This window comes from Chromohalobacter nigrandesensis (assembly GCF_023061285.1).
In the GTDB taxonomy this organism is placed as follows: domain Bacteria; phylum Pseudomonadota; class Gammaproteobacteria; order Pseudomonadales; family Halomonadaceae; genus Chromohalobacter; species Chromohalobacter nigrandesensis.
Window position 1 is genome coordinate 1 of record NZ_JAKGAM010000011.1, and the last position, 15,122, is coordinate 15,122.

At 60.3% G+C, this 15,122-nt stretch carries 15 protein-coding genes; 9 read left to right on the top strand and 6 right to left on the bottom strand.

From position 1 onward, the window contains the following. Positions 1-136 precede the first annotated feature (136 nt). The 8 genes from L1073_RS12750 to L1073_RS12785 all read left to right on the top strand — a co-directional run bounded on the left by L1073_RS12750 (position 137) and on the right by L1073_RS12785 (position 9,588). Positions 137-757, top strand: a complete 621-nt coding sequence (locus L1073_RS12750) for a flavin reductase family protein (RefSeq protein ID WP_246899816.1) — start codon at positions 137-139, stop codon at positions 755-757. 280 nt (positions 758-1,037) lie between these two features. Beyond that, entirely contained in the window at positions 1,038-1,973 is a 936-nt protein-coding gene (locus L1073_RS12755) for a 4-hydroxyproline epimerase (RefSeq protein ID WP_246899817.1), read from the top strand. A gap of 94 nt (positions 1,974-2,067) precedes the next feature. After that, a complete protein-coding gene (locus L1073_RS12760; protein WP_246899819.1) occupies positions 2,068-3,042 on the top strand; it encodes a dihydrodipicolinate synthase family protein in 975 nt (324 codons plus the stop codon). 184 nt (positions 3,043-3,226) lie between these two features. Then, positions 3,227-3,898 carry a GntR family transcriptional regulator gene (locus L1073_RS12765; RefSeq protein ID WP_246899821.1) on the top strand — a complete coding sequence of 224 codons (672 nt, stop codon included), beginning with the start codon at positions 3,227-3,229 and terminating at the stop codon, positions 3,896-3,898. Positions 3,899-4,223: 325 nt separating this feature from the next. Then, entirely contained in the window at positions 4,224-5,546 is a 1,323-nt protein-coding gene (locus L1073_RS12770; protein ID WP_246899823.1) for an NAD(P)/FAD-dependent oxidoreductase, read from the top strand. A gap of 43 nt (positions 5,547-5,589) precedes the next feature. Next, on the top strand, positions 5,590-7,032 hold the full coding sequence (nhaC, locus tag L1073_RS12775) for a Na+/H+ antiporter NhaC (protein WP_246899825.1): 1,443 nt from the start codon (positions 5,590-5,592) through the stop codon (positions 7,030-7,032). Between the two features lie 159 nt (positions 7,033-7,191). After that, on the top strand, positions 7,192-8,778 hold the full coding sequence (locus L1073_RS12780) for a bifunctional GNAT family N-acetyltransferase/carbon-nitrogen hydrolase family protein (protein ID WP_246899827.1): 1,587 nt from the start codon (positions 7,192-7,194) through the stop codon (positions 8,776-8,778). A 36-nt stretch (positions 8,779-8,814) separates the two neighbouring features. Further along, positions 8,815-9,588 (top strand): M90 family metallopeptidase, encoded by a 774-nt coding sequence (locus L1073_RS12785; protein ID WP_246899829.1) that lies wholly within the window; start codon positions 8,815-8,817, stop codon positions 9,586-9,588. Between the two features lie 47 nt (positions 9,589-9,635). On the opposite strand, the gene L1073_RS12790 is transcribed toward L1073_RS12785, so the two are convergent. Next, positions 9,636-11,480 (bottom strand): DUF748 domain-containing protein, encoded by a 1,845-nt coding sequence (locus L1073_RS12790; RefSeq protein ID WP_246899831.1) that lies wholly within the window; start codon positions 11,478-11,480, stop codon positions 9,636-9,638. 266 nt (positions 11,481-11,746) lie between these two features. Between L1073_RS12790 and L1073_RS12795 the strand changes: the two genes are divergently transcribed. Continuing rightward, positions 11,747-12,841 carry an aminoglycoside phosphotransferase/kinase family protein gene (locus L1073_RS12795; protein WP_246899832.1) on the top strand — a complete coding sequence of 365 codons (1,095 nt, stop codon included), beginning with the start codon at positions 11,747-11,749 and terminating at the stop codon, positions 12,839-12,841. Between the two features lie 46 nt (positions 12,842-12,887). On the opposite strand, the gene L1073_RS12800 is transcribed toward L1073_RS12795, so the two are convergent. From L1073_RS12800 to L1073_RS12820, 5 genes are all read right to left on the bottom strand, one after another. Beyond that, the gene (locus L1073_RS12800) at positions 12,888-13,418 is read right to left on the bottom strand and encodes a DUF302 domain-containing protein (RefSeq protein WP_246899834.1); all 531 of its coding nucleotides are present in this window, start codon (positions 13,416-13,418) and stop codon (positions 12,888-12,890) included. After that, positions 13,415-13,972 (bottom strand): DinB family protein, encoded by a 558-nt coding sequence (locus L1073_RS12805; protein ID WP_246899836.1) that lies wholly within the window; start codon positions 13,970-13,972, stop codon positions 13,415-13,417. Before L1073_RS12805 ends, L1073_RS12800 begins: the two co-directional genes overlap by 4 nt. Positions 13,973-14,038: 66 nt before the next feature. Next, positions 14,039-14,308: a hypothetical protein gene (locus L1073_RS12810; RefSeq protein WP_246899838.1), complete on the bottom strand. Its 270-nt coding sequence runs from the start codon at positions 14,306-14,308 to the stop codon at positions 14,039-14,041. Positions 14,309-14,375: 67 nt separating this feature from the next. Further along, on the bottom strand, positions 14,376-14,627 hold the full coding sequence (locus L1073_RS12815) for a hypothetical protein (RefSeq protein WP_246899840.1): 252 nt from the start codon (positions 14,625-14,627) through the stop codon (positions 14,376-14,378). Between the two features lie 38 nt (positions 14,628-14,665). Then, positions 14,666-15,094: a DoxX family protein gene (locus L1073_RS12820; protein ID WP_246899841.1), complete on the bottom strand. Its 429-nt coding sequence runs from the start codon at positions 15,092-15,094 to the stop codon at positions 14,666-14,668. Between the last annotated feature and the right edge of the window lie 28 nt (positions 15,095-15,122).

Here is a 15,122-nt window from a genome sequence, read left to right on the forward strand (position 1 = left end):
GACAAGCAGTGCGGATAAATACGCCTGACTTTTACTTCCATCTTTTCATCTTCCCATCCTGCCCCTGCTCTATCACTGACACGCGTCTCTGGCTACCATCCACGCATTCATTCAGGAAACGACATAGGGAAGCACCATGCGTGATGGATTCCACTTCTACGAGCCGCACCAGGGCCACGGCTTGCCCCACGACCCGTTCAACGCCATCGTCGGGCCACGCCCGATCGGCTGGGTTTCCTCCCAGGATCGCGACGGCCACCTGAACCTGGCACCTTACAGCTTCTTTAACGCCTTCAATTACACGCCGCCGATCGTCGGGTTCTCCAGCATCGGCTACAAGGACAGCGTGCGTAACATCGCTGCCACAGGCGAGTTTTGCTGGCACTTGGCGACCCGCCCGCTCGCCGAACAGATGAATGCAAGCTGCGCGGCCGTCGCGCCCGAGGTGGATGAATTCGCGTTGGCCGGCCTCACGCCGCGCACTTCCCAGGTCGTTGACGTACCGCACGTCGCCGAAGCGCGCGTCGCCTTCGAGTGTCGGCTGAGTCAGCTGATTCAGCTCCACTCCGCCGCTGGCGAGTCGCTCGAAACCTGGCTGGTGCTGGGCGAGGTTGTCGGTGTGCACATCGACCAGTCACTGCTACATGACGGCGTCTATCAGACCGCCGAGGCGCGTCCCATCCTGCGCGGCGGCGGCCCGGCCGATTACTTCGAGATCAGTGCCGAGCAGAACTTCAAGATGCACCGGCCAGGTTAACCACTCGCAGTGCAGTAACACCCCGGGACTCGCTCACGGCATCGGCCACGGCGCAGTCCAGAATGTCATTTTCTCTTACTGGCCCCGTCCTTCCCGCCGTCGCCGGCCCACCGATGCTTTTCCTCATCGGCGTGGCGCCGGCTCACGCATGCATGCACGATCCCCGGCATGTGCCTCATCACATGACCATCTTGGATGATTGTCTACGGACATGACTTCACAAAATCACTTGAAGATTGTATAAAATATAAAAACTAATAAGATCGAGCGAAGGTGGCTTATGAAATGCGTGCACGTCATCGATTCCCACACCTCAGGTGAACCGACACGGTTGGTCATGGAGGGCATCCCCACACTTTCCGGTAGTACCATCGCCGAGAAATGCGACGACTTTCGCGACAATCACGATGCATGGCGCCGAGCCATAATGCTGGAGCCACGCGGACACGACGTGCTGGTCGGCGCGCTGTACTGCGAGCCCGAGTCCAGCGATGCCAGTTGCGGGGTCATCTTCTTCAATAACAGCGGTTATCTCGGCATGTGCGGCCACGGCACCATCGGGCTGGTGGCGTCGCTACACCACTTGGAACGCATGAAGCCGGGCTACCACAAGATCGATACCCCGGCGGGCCCCATCAACGCCACACTTCACGACGACGGCGCCGTGACCGTTCGCAATGTCCTGTCCTACCGTCATCGTCGTCAAGTTCCTGTCGAGGTGCCGGGGTACGGCGTCGTACACGGCGACATTGCCTGGGGCGGCAACTGGTTCTTCCTGGTCAGCGATCACGGCATGACCATCGAACTCGACAACGTAAAGGCTCTTACCGACTACACCTGGGCCATTCGACAAGCTCTGGACGCACAGTCGATCACCGGGGAAAACGGCGGCGTCATCGATCACATCGAACTCTTCTGCGACGACCGCAATGCCGACAGCCGCAACTTCGTACTGTGTCCCGGAAAGGCCTACGATCGCTCGCCCTGCGGCACCGGCACCAGCGCCAAACTCGCCTGCCTTGCCGCCGACGGCAAGTTGGCGCCGGGGCAGACCTGGGTCCAGGCGAGCATCTGCGGCGGCCAGTTCGAGGCCTCCTACGAATGTGAGGGCGAGCGCATTCGTCCTTCGATCAAGGGACGCGCCTATCTCAGCGCCGACGCCACCTTGCTGATCGACGAACAGGACCCGTTCGCCTGGGGGATCACGCGTCAGTGATACATCTTATCTCGACGATTCAGCGCCGGGCATCGCGGTGATGCCGCCGTGATGAACCACTTGCATGCAATAGACCAACCCTTGAGGAACAACGATGAACGATGCCATCTTTACCGGTTGCATTCCCGCACTGATGACACCCTGCACCACCGAACGCCAACCGGATTTCGACGCCCTGGTCGCCAAGGGTCGTGAACTGATCGAGCTGGGAATGAGCGGCGTGGTGTACTGCGGCTCCATGGGCGACTGGCCGCTGCTGAGCGAAGCGCAGCGTCAGGAAGGCGTCACACGGCTGGTCGAGGCCGGCATTCCAACCATCGTCGGTACCGGTGCAGTCAACTCCAAGGAAGCCGTTTCCCACGCCGCTCATGCGGCCGAGGTCGGTGCTCATGGGCTGATGGTCATTCCCCGCGTGCTGTCCCGCGGCACTTCCACCACTGCTCAGAAGGCTCACTTCTCGGCCATTCTCGACGCCGCACCCAACCTGCCGGCGGTGATCTACAACAGTCCTCATTACGGATTCGCCACCCGTGCCGACCTGTTCTTCGAGCTCCGCGCCAAACACGCGAATCTGATCGGCTTCAAAGAGTTCGGCGGCGCCGATGACTTACGTTATGCGGCAGAGCACATCACCTCACAGGACGATGACGTCACGCTGATGGTCGGTGTCGACACCACCGTCTATCATGGCTTCGTCAACTGCGGCGCTACCGGTGCCATCACCGGTATCGGCAATGCCCTGCCCCGCGAAGTGCTGCACCTCGTCGCACTCAGCAAGAAAGCGGCCAAGGGCAACGTCACCGCTCGCCGCTTGGCCAAGGAGCTCGAAGAAGCGCTCGGCGTACTGTCCTCCTTCGATGAAGGTGCCGATCTGGTTCTCTATTACAAGCACCTGATGGTGCTAAACGGCGACAGCGAGTACGCGCTGCACTTCAACGAGAGCGATGTACTGAGCGACGCCCAGCGACGCTATATCGAAACGCAATACGCGCTTTTCCGTACCTGGTACGCGCAATGGTCTGCCGCCCTTGAGAGCGCCTGGGCGGCACCTGATACCTCGACGTCGTGAGTGCCGCTTCACTGCCATGCCGGGAGGCCTGCATCGATCGGCCTCCTGGCTGCCCTTCCCAGCGTATCAAACCGAGTGCTATCGCATTGCACGGCTTGGTCGCCACGCCCCCATGTCTTCATCTTGGACATTCATTGCAGTTTGTATACAGTGTGCGAATTCCAACCTTCGACAGGGGCCGGCCATGGCGACTTACAAGACACGTGCGCAATTCGTCGCGGACGATCTGCGCGGGCGCATACTGGGCGGGGAATTCAAGGGCGGCACCCAGCTTCGTCAGGATGCCCTGGCCAGGGACTATGACGTCAGTCGTATTCCTGTCCGCGAAGCCCTGCTGACCCTGGAATCCGAAGGTCTGGTCGAGTTTCATGCCCACCGGGGGGCCTTCACCACCGAGCTTTCCGTGGCCAAGATTCGCGAACTGTTCGACCTGCGCGTACTGCTCGAGACCTATGTACTGCGCCATGCTATCAACGGGCTCACCGAAGCAGACCTGAAAAAGGCCGGAGACATCCTCCGCAAGTACGATCAGGCGCTGAATTCCGGCGGCGACATAGATAACTGGAGCGAGTACAACTTCGCCTTCCACCAGGCGCTGTATGCCCCGGCCGAGCTACCTGAAACCCTCTCCCTGATCAGCCAGTTGAACACCAAGTCCGATCGCTATATCCGCATGCAACTGGTCTATACTCAGGAAATCGAAAAAGCCGAGCAGGAGCATCACGGACTGCTTGAACTAGCCCGTCAGGGCGATGCCGACAAGGCCTGTGAATTGTTGAAGACGCATATCCAGGAAGCCTGCGAAGGCATCGTCGCGCTTCTGGAAGAGCGCGCCAAGCAATCCGAAACATCATGACCCGCACATCATAAACCGGCTCTCGCCCATCAAGCGCTCGCGTTTCTCTCCATACGACTCGAGCACCAAGCGTCGTACCTTCAACCATCACCCGGTCTGGCTCCGGCGCATCGTTACATTTTCCCTTTCACTCGTCCGAAGTACCCGCCCAAGGCATCACGGCAAGCCCTAACCGCCCCCATGTCCCGCAGTCGTCCGCCGCCGGTGCGTCATTCACGCGATACGTCACGACTTTGTTCGAATTCCGTATTGAAGCTGACAACGACATATCTTATATTTTATACAATCGACAAATACAAAATGATCTGTCAGTTGAGGAACCTCGATGGGCTCATATGACTCGACCTCCCAAGACGAAGCCAACCATGCCGACATCATCGTCATCGGCGCCGGCGTGGTCGGTATTGCAAGTGCTCTCGCGCTGAGTCGGCAAGGCTTGCGAGTGCTGGTGGTAGACAAGCAGGCGCCAGGCATGGGGGCTTCCTTTGGCAATGCGGGACACATGGCCACCGAGCAAGTCTTTCCCATCGCCGACACATCGATTCTCAAACGCCTCCCGCGCATGCTGATGGACCCCATGGGACCGCTGCGCCTGGACTGGCGCCACATTCCCAAGGCACTGCCCTGGTTCACTCGATTGTTGCTGAATCTACGCCAAGCGCCCTACCAGAACAGCGTGAGCGGCATCCGCGCGCTCAACGAGGTAAGCCTAAGTGCCTGGCGCCGACTGCTTGAATCGGTCGATGGCAACCATCTACTGAAGGAAGACGGCTCTTTCATGGTCTACGAGCAGGAAAGCTCATTGGCCAACCTGCAAGCACTGCAGTCCAGCATGGCAACGCAGGGCGTGCCGATCGAATCCTGGTCGGGAAACGCCATCCGCGACGTGGCGCCACAACTTTCCGAATCGGTTCGCGGCGGCCTGTTCTTTCCTGCGACCGGCCACGTCGTCGACCCGCTTTCGGTCATGCAACGCTTGGTGACAGCGGCCAAGTCGGAGGGCGTCACGTTCAGTCAAGACGAAGTCATCTCCGGGCGCGTCCACAGTGATGGCGTCACACTCGAGACGGCCGCCTCGGGGAAGCTGCATGGCCGCCAGGTGCTGGTAGCCTGCGGCGCCCACTCGGCACCGCTAACAGCCCGACTAACCGGCACCCGAGTGCCACTGGATACCGAGCGCGGTTATCACCTGATGCTGCCCGGAGAGCAGTCGCGTCTCCCCCTGGCGGTCACGTCACTGGAGCGTCGTTTCATCATGACGCCGATGTCGGATGGCTTGCGCTTGGCGGGCACCGTCGAATTCGCGGGTCTCGAGCGACCGCCCAACATGGAAAGGGCACGGCGATTGCACCGCTTGACCCAGGGCCTTTTCAAGACGCCACTCGATGCCTCCGAGGCAACTCCCTGGATGGGCTTTCGCCCTTCATTGCCTGATTCGTTACCCGTCATCGATAGCGCGAAAGATGGCAGAGTACTGCTGGCTTTCGGGCATCACCACCTGGGGCTTACCCAGGCCGCAGTGACAGCAGAGCTGATCGCCGGGCTGGCAATGCAAGGATCGACGGAGGCCGGCGCATCTCGACGCACTCCCCCTGCGACCGACCAAGCACTTCCCGAGTTGACACCCTATCGGCTCGATCGCTTCTAAACGCACTCCCTTCAATTCAGACAACAAGACCAAAGGAGATATCATGTCCTCATCCAATTCCCCTGCAAGGCTACCCAGCATGGCCGAAGTGCTGGCCGTCATGGTGGGCTTTATCGCCATCATGTTCCTCAGCATCAACGTGCTCGGCCTACCCATTCAGCTTGCGCTGTTCGCCTCCTGGTTTCTGGTCATGGCACTTGGTCTGAAGCTCAAGATGTCCTATGCCGACATGCAGGAAGGCCTCATCGACGGGATTCACAACGGCATGGAAGCAGTGCTGGTTCTCACCACCGTCGGCGCCCTGATCGGCACTTGGATCGCCGGGGGCATCGTACCCAGCATCATCTATTACGGGCTGACGGTGATGAACCCGCAGATATTTCTGTTCGCCGCCTTCGTGATCTGCGCCCTGACTTCGCTATCCACCGGTACCTCTTTCGGTACTGCGGGTACCGCTGGCGTCGCCATGATGGGCATCGGACATAGCTTCGGCATTCCGCTCCCGCTGGTGGCCGGCGCCGTCATCTCCGGCGCTTACGTCGGCGACAAGATGTCGCCGCTGTCCGACACCACGGTGATGACTGCCTCGCTGTGCAAGGTCAACCTGATCGACCACATCCGTTCCATGATGACGGTCAGCGCACTCGCCATTCCGATCGCATCGATTCTGTTTCTAGTCGTCGGCTTCTTTTATATCAGCGGCGATGTGGACACCTCGCGCGCCACTGTCGCTATGCAAGCACTAGAAACCAATTTCACCATCAGCCCATGGCTACTGCTGCCGGCAGTGATCGTGATCGGGCTGCTGACCCGTCGCTACCCGGCCATTCCAGTCATCACCTTCGGCGCCGTCCTGGGCAGTATCTGCGCCTGGTGGGCCCAGGGTATCGGCCCCATCGATGCCATTCGCATCGCCTATGTGGGCAACGACATGCAGTCCGACGTGGAGTTTCTAAACACGCTGCTCAACCGTGGCGGCATCGAGTCCATGCTCAGTGTCGTGGCGTTGATCCTATTCGCCTTGGGCCTCGGCGGCTTAATGAGCCACGTGGGTATCCTCAAGACGATCAGCAATGGCTTTTTGCGCTGGGCCAATAATCCAGGCCGTTTGACGGTCTCGACCATGCTAAGCGGGTTCTTCGGTAACTTCTTCGGTGGCGCAGCCTACGTTTCGCTGATCACCGCCAGCACCATCACCGGGAAAAATTACGACGACCAAGGCGTTGACCGGCGGGTGCTTTCGCGCAATGCCGAAGCGGGCGGCACCATCACGACTCCAATGGTGCCCTGGACCGACGGCGGTGTGTTCATGGCCACTACTCTCGGCGTCTCGACCATGTCCTACCTGCCCTTCCTCTGGTACCACATGCTGGTTATTGCGATCTCGATATTCTATGGCTACGCCAACATCGCCATCTGGAGAACCCAACCCAAGACCGAAGCACAAGGCGACGTCGACACGCAGCAGAACTTCCAATCCTCATAGCACGGCACCGATAGTTCTCTCGTCACCTGACAAGCCCTGCCACGCGCAGGGCTTTTTGGCAGGAAAAGGCGTTCCACTGCCAAACCGTTGCCTCATGAGCCACGCCCCTTGCGTGATACACTAGCGGCCACTTTCGTATTCGCAACGCAGGACACCCACATGTCCCTCGAAGACCTTCACCTGAATCTTCGCAATCTGACGCCCGAGGACTACCCGCAGCTCAAGACGCTGATGGATCGGATCTATCACGATATCGGTGGCGCCTGGCCGCAGCGCACCATCGAACGCTTGATCAGCGAATTCCCCGACGGTCAGATCGTCATCGAGGACGACGAGACCCTGGTTGGCATGGCCTTGACCGCTCGCGTCGACTACGAGGAGTTTTCCAACCCGCATCGCTATGACGATCTGATGGATCAGCGGGAGATCATTCTCAACGCCCCCGAGGGCGACGCCATGTATGGCCTGGATGTGCTGATCGATCCGGCTTATCGCGGCTACCGGCTCGGCAGGCGTCTCTACGAAGCCCGAAAGGATCTGTGCAAGTCACTGAATATGCGAGCCATTCTTGCCGGCGGAAGAATTCCCAACTATCACCAGTACGCCAGCGAAATGTCACCGGCCGAGTATCTGGATCATGTCTCGCGCAAGGAGATTCACGATCCTATTCTGTCCTTCCAACTGGCCAACGACTTCCAGGTCAAACGGCTATTGCGAAAGTATCTGCCGGAGGACGAGAAATCCCAGGGCTACGCGACCCTGCTGGAGTGGAACAACATTCTCTTCGAGCCCGCCGAATCGGTGCTCGATACCCGCAAGACCCAGGTGCGAGTGGGCGCGGTGCAATGGCAAATGCGCGAGTTCTCCTCGGTGGAAGCGGTGCTGCAACAGGCCGAGTACTTCATCGACGCGCTGTCGGACTACCAGAGCGACTTCGCGATCTTCCCGGAGCTCTTCAACGCACCGCTGATGGGCCTGCAGGATCGTGCCGCCCAGCAGGATCAAATCGCGGCCATCCGCTTCCTGGCCGGCTTCACTGAGCACTTCAAGACCGAACTGTCGCGCATGGCGGTGTCCTACAACATCAACATCATCGCCGGTTCGATGATCGAAGAACACGACGACGGGCATCTCTACAACATCTCTTACCTCTTCCACCGCGACGGCGACATCGAGGCGCAGGCCAAGCTGCACATCACCCCTCAGGAGCGCCGCGACTGGATCATCGAGGGCGGCGACGACTTGCGTGTCTTCGACACCGATGCCGGTCGAATCGGCATCCTGATTTGCTACGACGTCGAGTTTCCGGAGCTTTCGCGGCTACTCGCCGATCAGAGCATGGATATCCTCTTCGTGCCGTTCTGGACCGACACCAAGAACGGCTATCTGCGCGTGCGTCACTGCTCTCAGGCACGCGCCATTGAAAACGAATGCTACGTGGTATTGTGCGGCAGCGTCGGCAACGTGCCGTCGATCGAGAATATGGAGATCCAGTACGCGCAGTCCTCGGTGTTCTCACCCTCGGACTTCGCCTTCCCCCACGATGCGGTGCTGGCCGAAACCACCCCCAATACTGAGATGATCATGTTCTCGGATCTCGACCTGACGCGTCTCACGGTGGTGCGCAACGAGGGGTCGGTGACCAACTTGAAGGACCGCCGCCAGGACCTTTTCGACCTGCGCTGGCGCGACTGGTCGTGGAAGTCGGGGGGCCGGCCATCCGGCTCGCGCCAGGAAGATACCTGATCGACGCGCTAGCGGAAGACGGCGAGGAGCCCAACCATGAAATGGTGGAATGCCTGGCGCGGCGAGCGCCATCCCTTCCCCGCCGAAGCCTGGGACGAAGGCCGGGCTCGAGTGCCGTTATTGATGGCGCTCCCCGAGGACGACGCCCGACGCCTCGGAGAGCGCGCCTGGGGATTCCTACGCCGCAAGCGGCTTTCGCTCTTCGACGATGAATTGTTCGACTTGCCCGCGCGCCTGGCGCTGGTCGCCCAAGCCTGCCTGATGACGCTCTACTGGTCGGAGAGCGACGCGCGCGAGGCCTTCACCAACGTTCATGAGATTCTCGTGCTGCCGGAGGCCTTCCGCCGCAAGGTCGAGGAGATGGACGAGGCTGGCGTGGTCCACGAATATGAAGACGAGCGCGTCGGCGAAACCTGGCACCAGGGCCCCATCGTCCTCGCCCTGTCGGATATTCAGGAAAGTGGCGGCTGGGGCGGCTTCAATGTCGTCATTCACGAATTCGCCCATAAGCTGGACATGGGCAACTCGCTGGACGCCGACGGCTTTCCGCCCCTGCCGCGCGATATCGACCCGCGCGACTGGCACCGTGTATTCACGGATGTATGGAACGACCTCCAGGCGCATCTCGAACGCGGCGAGGCCACACCCATCGACGACTACGCCGCCACGCATCCCGGCGAATGCTTCGCAGTCTGCTGCGAAGCATTCTTCACCGCCCCCGACGTCCTTGACGACGCCTACCCCGAGCTTTACGCACTGCTGGGACGCTACTTCCGGCAGGATCCGCTGAAGCGCTACCCCGCGCACTGAGTGCTCATGAAGCCTTGGGGCCATTACGAATCAAGGCCTCAATGCGCTCACTGGCGGGTGCGGGCACGTTCGTAGATCTCCAAGCCGTCGCCACTCTCGCCATCTTCACCGCTCTCGTTGCTCTCGCCATCGGCGGCCGACTCGGCATCGTCCAGGTGATTGACACCACCGTTATTGACCACTTCGGAGAGGGTTTCCAGTGGCGATGACACTAGGTTCTCGAGCGCCTCGCGGATCGCCTGACCGACAACACTGCCAAAGTCCACCGATCCAGGGTCATCAAGCGGTAAGCTCATGGGAATGTCGAGCTCAATGGTGCCGCCATCGCTCCTCAGGACACCGACCAGCATCTTGAGCGGCAGATCGGTGGCCGAGGCATCGACCTCTTCGCCAAGCTTTAGCCGCTGCAGGACGAGATGATTCTGAGACTCTAGACTGCCCTGCTCGAGCCGATAGTCGAGATCCAGCGTCGCCTGGCCACGCTCGACAGCATAGCCACCGAACTCGCGCAGATAAGGATCTAAGGTCTCGAGATCGAGGCGCTCGAAGTGCAAGTTCAGGTTACCGTTCAGAGCGTCGCCGAGCGGATCGAAATCGCCCTCGATGCGCAGCGGAGAGCCATCGGCCACCTGCCCCTCGAGCGATAACTCACCATCGCCCGTCTGGTCCGAATTGAGCTGTCGCCACTCGCCATTCAGCGCCGAGAACTCGAGCTCGAACGGGCGCGGCAGGTGACGATCGCTGAAGGCCACCTCACCACGCTCGATGGTCAGGGTATCGAGTGCGTAGTGCATGCCTCCGTCTTCGGATCCACCATCTTCGGAACCACTATCTTCAGAACCACCCTCATCAGAATCACCGCTCGATGACGGCGGGCGCCAGGCGGTGAGATTGGTACCGAGTTGTTCATCGATCATCACATCGAGCCAGGGTGCCACAAGCGACACCCGCTCGGCACTTAGTTCAGGCTGCGCGCTGGCAAACGTCAGCCCCTCCACGGCGAAGCGTTCGGCACGGGCAATGGACTGGTCCTTCTCAGGGTCACGCATCTCGAGCCCTTCGATCGCACCCTGACCGTTGACGCGCATCCCGCCTTCATCTTCACTGGCCTGCCCCGCCCGTACGCGAATCTGCGCGCCCAGCGACCCCGCCGTGGGCTCGGCGCGAACAATGTACGCCAGATAGCCCGACAGCGTGGTCAGTGGTACCTGATTCGCGTCGAGATCGACATCCACCGTCCACGGCGAAAAGCCCATTTCGCCATTGCCCTTCAGGGTGCCGCCGTTCCAGTCCGCCTGGCCGCTCAAGTCGAAGGGGCTCTGGGAAGTGTTGTCATAGCCGTGGAGCTTGAGATCGAGGTCTTCCAGACTCAGCGTCAGCGGCTCGTCGGGGCGTCGGTTGATCCAGTCGAGCCGGGCGTCGCTAGCGTTGAGTTGGTCGATGCGCAGCGGCATCGTCTCACCACCGCTGCCGCCATCACCGCCGAACAGTTGAACCAGGTTCCATTCACCGCTCGAGCGCCAGATCAGTTGCAGCCGCGGCGCGTTTAGATCGATCCGCTCGAAGCGCCAGCCCGATGCGAACAGCGAGTGCCAGTCGAGGGTTGCCACCACCCGCTCGCTCGAGAAAACCGGCGTGTCGGCCTGACCTGCAATACTCACCCCGTCGAGGGTCACCTGGTGGCGCCACGGAGTAAGGGTGACGTCCTCGATGGTCACCTGGCGACCGCTACGCTCGGCCAGCATCTGGGTGAGGCGCTTGTCGATATATGCCGGCAACGCCCACAACCAAGCGACCAGAAAGAGCAGTACCAGCACCGCGAGCACACTTAGCACCACGCCGAGGCGACGCTTGCGCGCCGGCCGTACCATGCTGCGCTCGGAATGCGGCATGTCGATTGTCCGTTTTGTCAGCTGATGGATGAATACTCATCAGCGTGACATCGTCAGCGTGTACTCGCCAGTCGCAAGCCATGCTAGCGGCAACGCCGGCTCATCGTTACAGTCGCTTTCGAGCATGGCGCGGCATGGATACTGCAAGAAACCAGAAAGGTATTAACCATTTCTGCGACTCATAGGATGTATCAACCATTTTGGCTCTATGTCGCATATCCATGTCGAATAGCAGCAGTAGCTCAATCACCTCCCAGGAGTGTTTCGTGGTCGATTTTACGCCCTCATCCTTGTTCTCCATCGAACGCCTGTCTCGATTGCACAGGGCTTTGACCGACATCAACGACGATGTCGTTCATCTAACTGCGCTTCCGGACACCGGCCTGGCGCATGATCATGTATGGATCTCCCGCGACACGGGACCCGATTGGATAGCAAGACTTCCCAAGCAGAGCCAGATGCAGCTCGATCCGGAAACCAATCTAGACTATCAAGCGAACTGCTTTCGACGCGCCGCACAAAGCGGCCATACCCCGGACCTTCACGGTATCCTGCCGATCAGTGCCGACTTTCCCCGAGGCGGCTTGCTGGTCAGTGCGATAGAGGGGCGATCGGCGCAATTGCCGGATGATTTGCCAGCGATCGGCAAGGCGCTGGCACATCTTCATGAGGTCACTGTGCCCCCGGTCGATGCGCGTCCCCCCTTGGCCAGCCCGCGTTCGCCTTGGACGGCTATGCGCGACGAGGTGCTGGCCCAGGCCGCCTATCTTGATGACGCGCCGATTGATGAGGCAACAAGGCGGCGGCTCGACACCGAACTGACACTCTTCCACGATGATCGTGAATTGGCCGAGCGTATCGATGCCCAGCGCTGTCTGATCAGCTTCGATGCGCATCCGGGCAATTTCCTTATCACGCCCGAAGGGCAGGCGGTACTGGTCGACCTGGAGAAGTGCCGTTACGGCCACCCTGGACTGGATCTAGCCCACGCGTCGCTGTATACGTCCACGACCTGGGACCCGGCGAGTCACGCCGTGCTGGATACCGCAAGCGTAGTGGACTTCTATCGCCACTGGTGGGCGGCACGCGCTACCAGCGATGACGCGATGGACATCGAGGCCCTGGTGGCCACGCGGCGCGCCATGTGGCTATGGTCGACCACCTGGTGCGCCAAGTGGCTGACACTTCACCGTCAACAGCAAGACGCCAGCGTGCAAGGCGAGGATTGGTCCGCCGACCTGAGCGAGGACCGCTTGATTACCCACGTCGAGGATCGGGCCCGGCATTATCTCTCGGGCGCCATTGTCGAATGGGTCGGCGACGACAACCGGCAGCTCGCCCATAGACTCGCCCTGGCGTGATGACTGCCTGCCAATAACGAGCTGCACACGACAATAGGCAACGGAATCAGGACGTGGGCGCGGTCGCCTGTTCGGCGATATCGGCGAAGATCGTATCCAGCTTGTTGGCGATGCCTGCCAATGACTCGGCCCGGCCAGGATCGTCGATACGCGCTATATAAGGCGCAAATATCACGCTGGGGAGCTTCCAAGCCAGCGTCGCAGTGCCGTCCTCGTTTTCGGTGATATAGAAGCGAATCGGTGCCTCGATCATCGCCGGTACGCTCAAACGCAATATATCGACCGCAAAGTCGTTGCGAAACACGCCGACCACCCGGTTACCGGGAATCTCCACACCGCGTTGGGCGGCTGCCTGGGTAGGCCCGACATCGGTAACGACACCCATGTCGTTAGCCTCTACGGCACTCTTGAGGTGATCGAGCAGCGTAGTATAGTTCTGCTGGGTGGGAATCACTCGCCAGCCATCTTGCGGCCAGTGGTCATCAGCCCATGTGACCGATGTCATCAGCATCAGCATGGCGACCAACACCAGGCGAGCCGTTACGCTGTCATGTCTTGCCTTATGATCGTCTCTCATGATCGCACCTCGTGGACCGGTTGGGATGTATGCTGCCAATGGCGCAGCGTCGAGGGATGCACACCGAAGGTCTGGGGTGTTTCGATACCCTGGCTGTCGGCAAGCAACGCGATGATGGCCATGTGGTGAATCGCGTGACTGGTCATAAAGGTCAACTCGCGCTCCAGGCTGGAGGTCAACGGCCAATCCTGATCACCGGCTTGGTAGCGCAGGTGGACCAGACGCGTGGACGTATCAAAGGCATCGACTTGCTCCAGGCGCTCGATCAACCGTCGCATGTGCACCAGCGCTTTGTCAGGGTCCTGTTCCAGCTCAGGATTACGCTCGCGATATTCATAGTCCAGCGTAGTCGCCGTTGTGGTCTCTACCCAATTCAAAAAGGCCTGGTAGTGATCAAGGACATGCCGCACATGCTTGCCCACGGAGTGTCGCGCATCCACACCATGCGGCGCGGCGTATTGCTCAGGCGGCAGGCCAGCCACGAAATCCGCCAGTTGCCACAGGGTGTCGATGGTCTCACTGAGCAAGGCATTCGACGCAGTAGTGGAAGCCATGGCAAGGACTCCTGTGCTGATAGAATTGAAAACAGGGCGCGAGATCGCGCCCTGCAATCGGCGATGTCAGGCGCTGCCTTCGCCTTCGCCTTCTGCTTCACCCTCGCCTTCTGCTTCACCTTCTGCTTCACCCTCGCCTTCTGCTTCACCTTCGGCATTCGCCAGCAGCGGCATATCGCTCTGCACCGTCGCGTAACCGCCGGTATCAGCAGTCGTGTCGGCAACCGCCTGAGCGGCGAGTGGCGCGGACATCAGCAGCAGCATGGGGGTCGTGTAGATCACCTGACGACTCAGGCGTCCCATCAGGCCATGACGCTTGCTTTCATGTGACATCATGATTGCACTCCTTTCTTGCGTAGGTGGCGATGCGATGCATCGCCGATGAAGAGGCCTCGACAAGGTATCAACCGGCCTCTGGACTGGCTTCGGCTTCCGGGCTGGCTTCACCTTCCGGACTGGCTTCACCTTCCGGGCTGGCTTCACCTTCCGCGCCAGCCTCGGCCGAGGCGAACATGTAATAACCGCTAGGCGTCGCCACATCGGAGTAGATGGCGTAGGCAGCGGAAGCACCGACCACGATGGCAAACGCCGGAACGCTGTAGGCGATCCCCCGCGAGAGCGAGTCGAGCAAGGTGCGACGCGAATTCTGGTTCATAGCAAGATCTCCTTAGGGGGCTAGGGCGCCATCATGAGTCAGGTATTATTGCCCTTGGCCATCAGGTACAGGGCGACCAGGAGCAACGTGACCTGGAACATCATGCCGCCGAGCGGATGGGTCGGCGTGGCCATGAAGTGCCACTGGCCCCAGTGCTCCATGAAGATGGCGCCCAGCAGGATCGGCATCACCAACAGGCCGCCAAGGCGGGTCGCGGCGTCACCAAGTCGCTCGGCCATTACGCCGCCGAGCAAGATCAGGGCACCGGTGGCAATCTCGCCCAGCGCGACCGCCAGGGCGATGATCAACGGCAGATTCATGATCTGGGCAAAGCCCTGTAGGCCGCTGCCCGCGAACTTGTCGATCCCTGTATACAGGAAGACGCTGGCCATGGCGGCGCGCAGCAGCCAATGCGCCCAGGACGCCTGAGTAAGGGTCTGAGAGGATTTCCGTGGTGAGTCTGTCATGAGCAAGCTCTCCTGATAGTGACGACGT

Bases quoted from the DNA above. Each gene is read 5' to 3' on its own strand.
- L1073_RS12750 (WP_246899816.1), top strand. From the start codon at position 137: ATGCGTGATGGATTCCACTTCTACGAGCCGCACCAGGGCCACGGCTTG.
- L1073_RS12755 (WP_246899817.1), top strand. From the start codon at position 1,038: ATGAAATGCGTGCACGTCATCGATTCCCACACCTCAGGTGAACCGACA.
- L1073_RS12760 (WP_246899819.1), top strand. From the start codon at position 2,068: ATGAACGATGCCATCTTTACCGGTTGCATTCCCGCACTGATGACACCC.
- L1073_RS12765 (WP_246899821.1), top strand. From the start codon at position 3,227: ATGGCGACTTACAAGACACGTGCGCAATTCGTCGCGGACGATCTGCGC.
- L1073_RS12770 (WP_246899823.1), top strand. From the start codon at position 4,224: ATGGGCTCATATGACTCGACCTCCCAAGACGAAGCCAACCATGCCGAC.
- nhaC (WP_246899825.1), top strand. From the start codon at position 5,590: ATGTCCTCATCCAATTCCCCTGCAAGGCTACCCAGCATGGCCGAAGTG.
- L1073_RS12780 (WP_246899827.1), top strand. From the start codon at position 7,192: ATGTCCCTCGAAGACCTTCACCTGAATCTTCGCAATCTGACGCCCGAG.
- L1073_RS12785 (WP_246899829.1), top strand. From the start codon at position 8,815: ATGAAATGGTGGAATGCCTGGCGCGGCGAGCGCCATCCCTTCCCCGCC.
- L1073_RS12790 (WP_246899831.1), bottom strand. From the start codon at position 11,480: ATGCCGCATTCCGAGCGCAGCATGGTACGGCCGGCGCGCAAGCGTCGC.
- L1073_RS12800 (WP_246899834.1), bottom strand. From the start codon at position 13,418: ATGAGAGACGATCATAAGGCAAGACATGACAGCGTAACGGCTCGCCTG.
- L1073_RS12805 (WP_246899836.1), bottom strand. From the start codon at position 13,972: ATGGCTTCCACTACTGCGTCGAATGCCTTGCTCAGTGAGACCATCGAC.
- L1073_RS12810 (WP_246899838.1), bottom strand. From the start codon at position 14,308: ATGATGTCACATGAAAGCAAGCGTCATGGCCTGATGGGACGCCTGAGT.
- L1073_RS12815 (WP_246899840.1), bottom strand. From the start codon at position 14,627: ATGAACCAGAATTCGCGTCGCACCTTGCTCGACTCGCTCTCGCGGGGG.
- L1073_RS12820 (WP_246899841.1), bottom strand. From the start codon at position 15,094: ATGACAGACTCACCACGGAAATCCTCTCAGACCCTTACTCAGGCGTCC.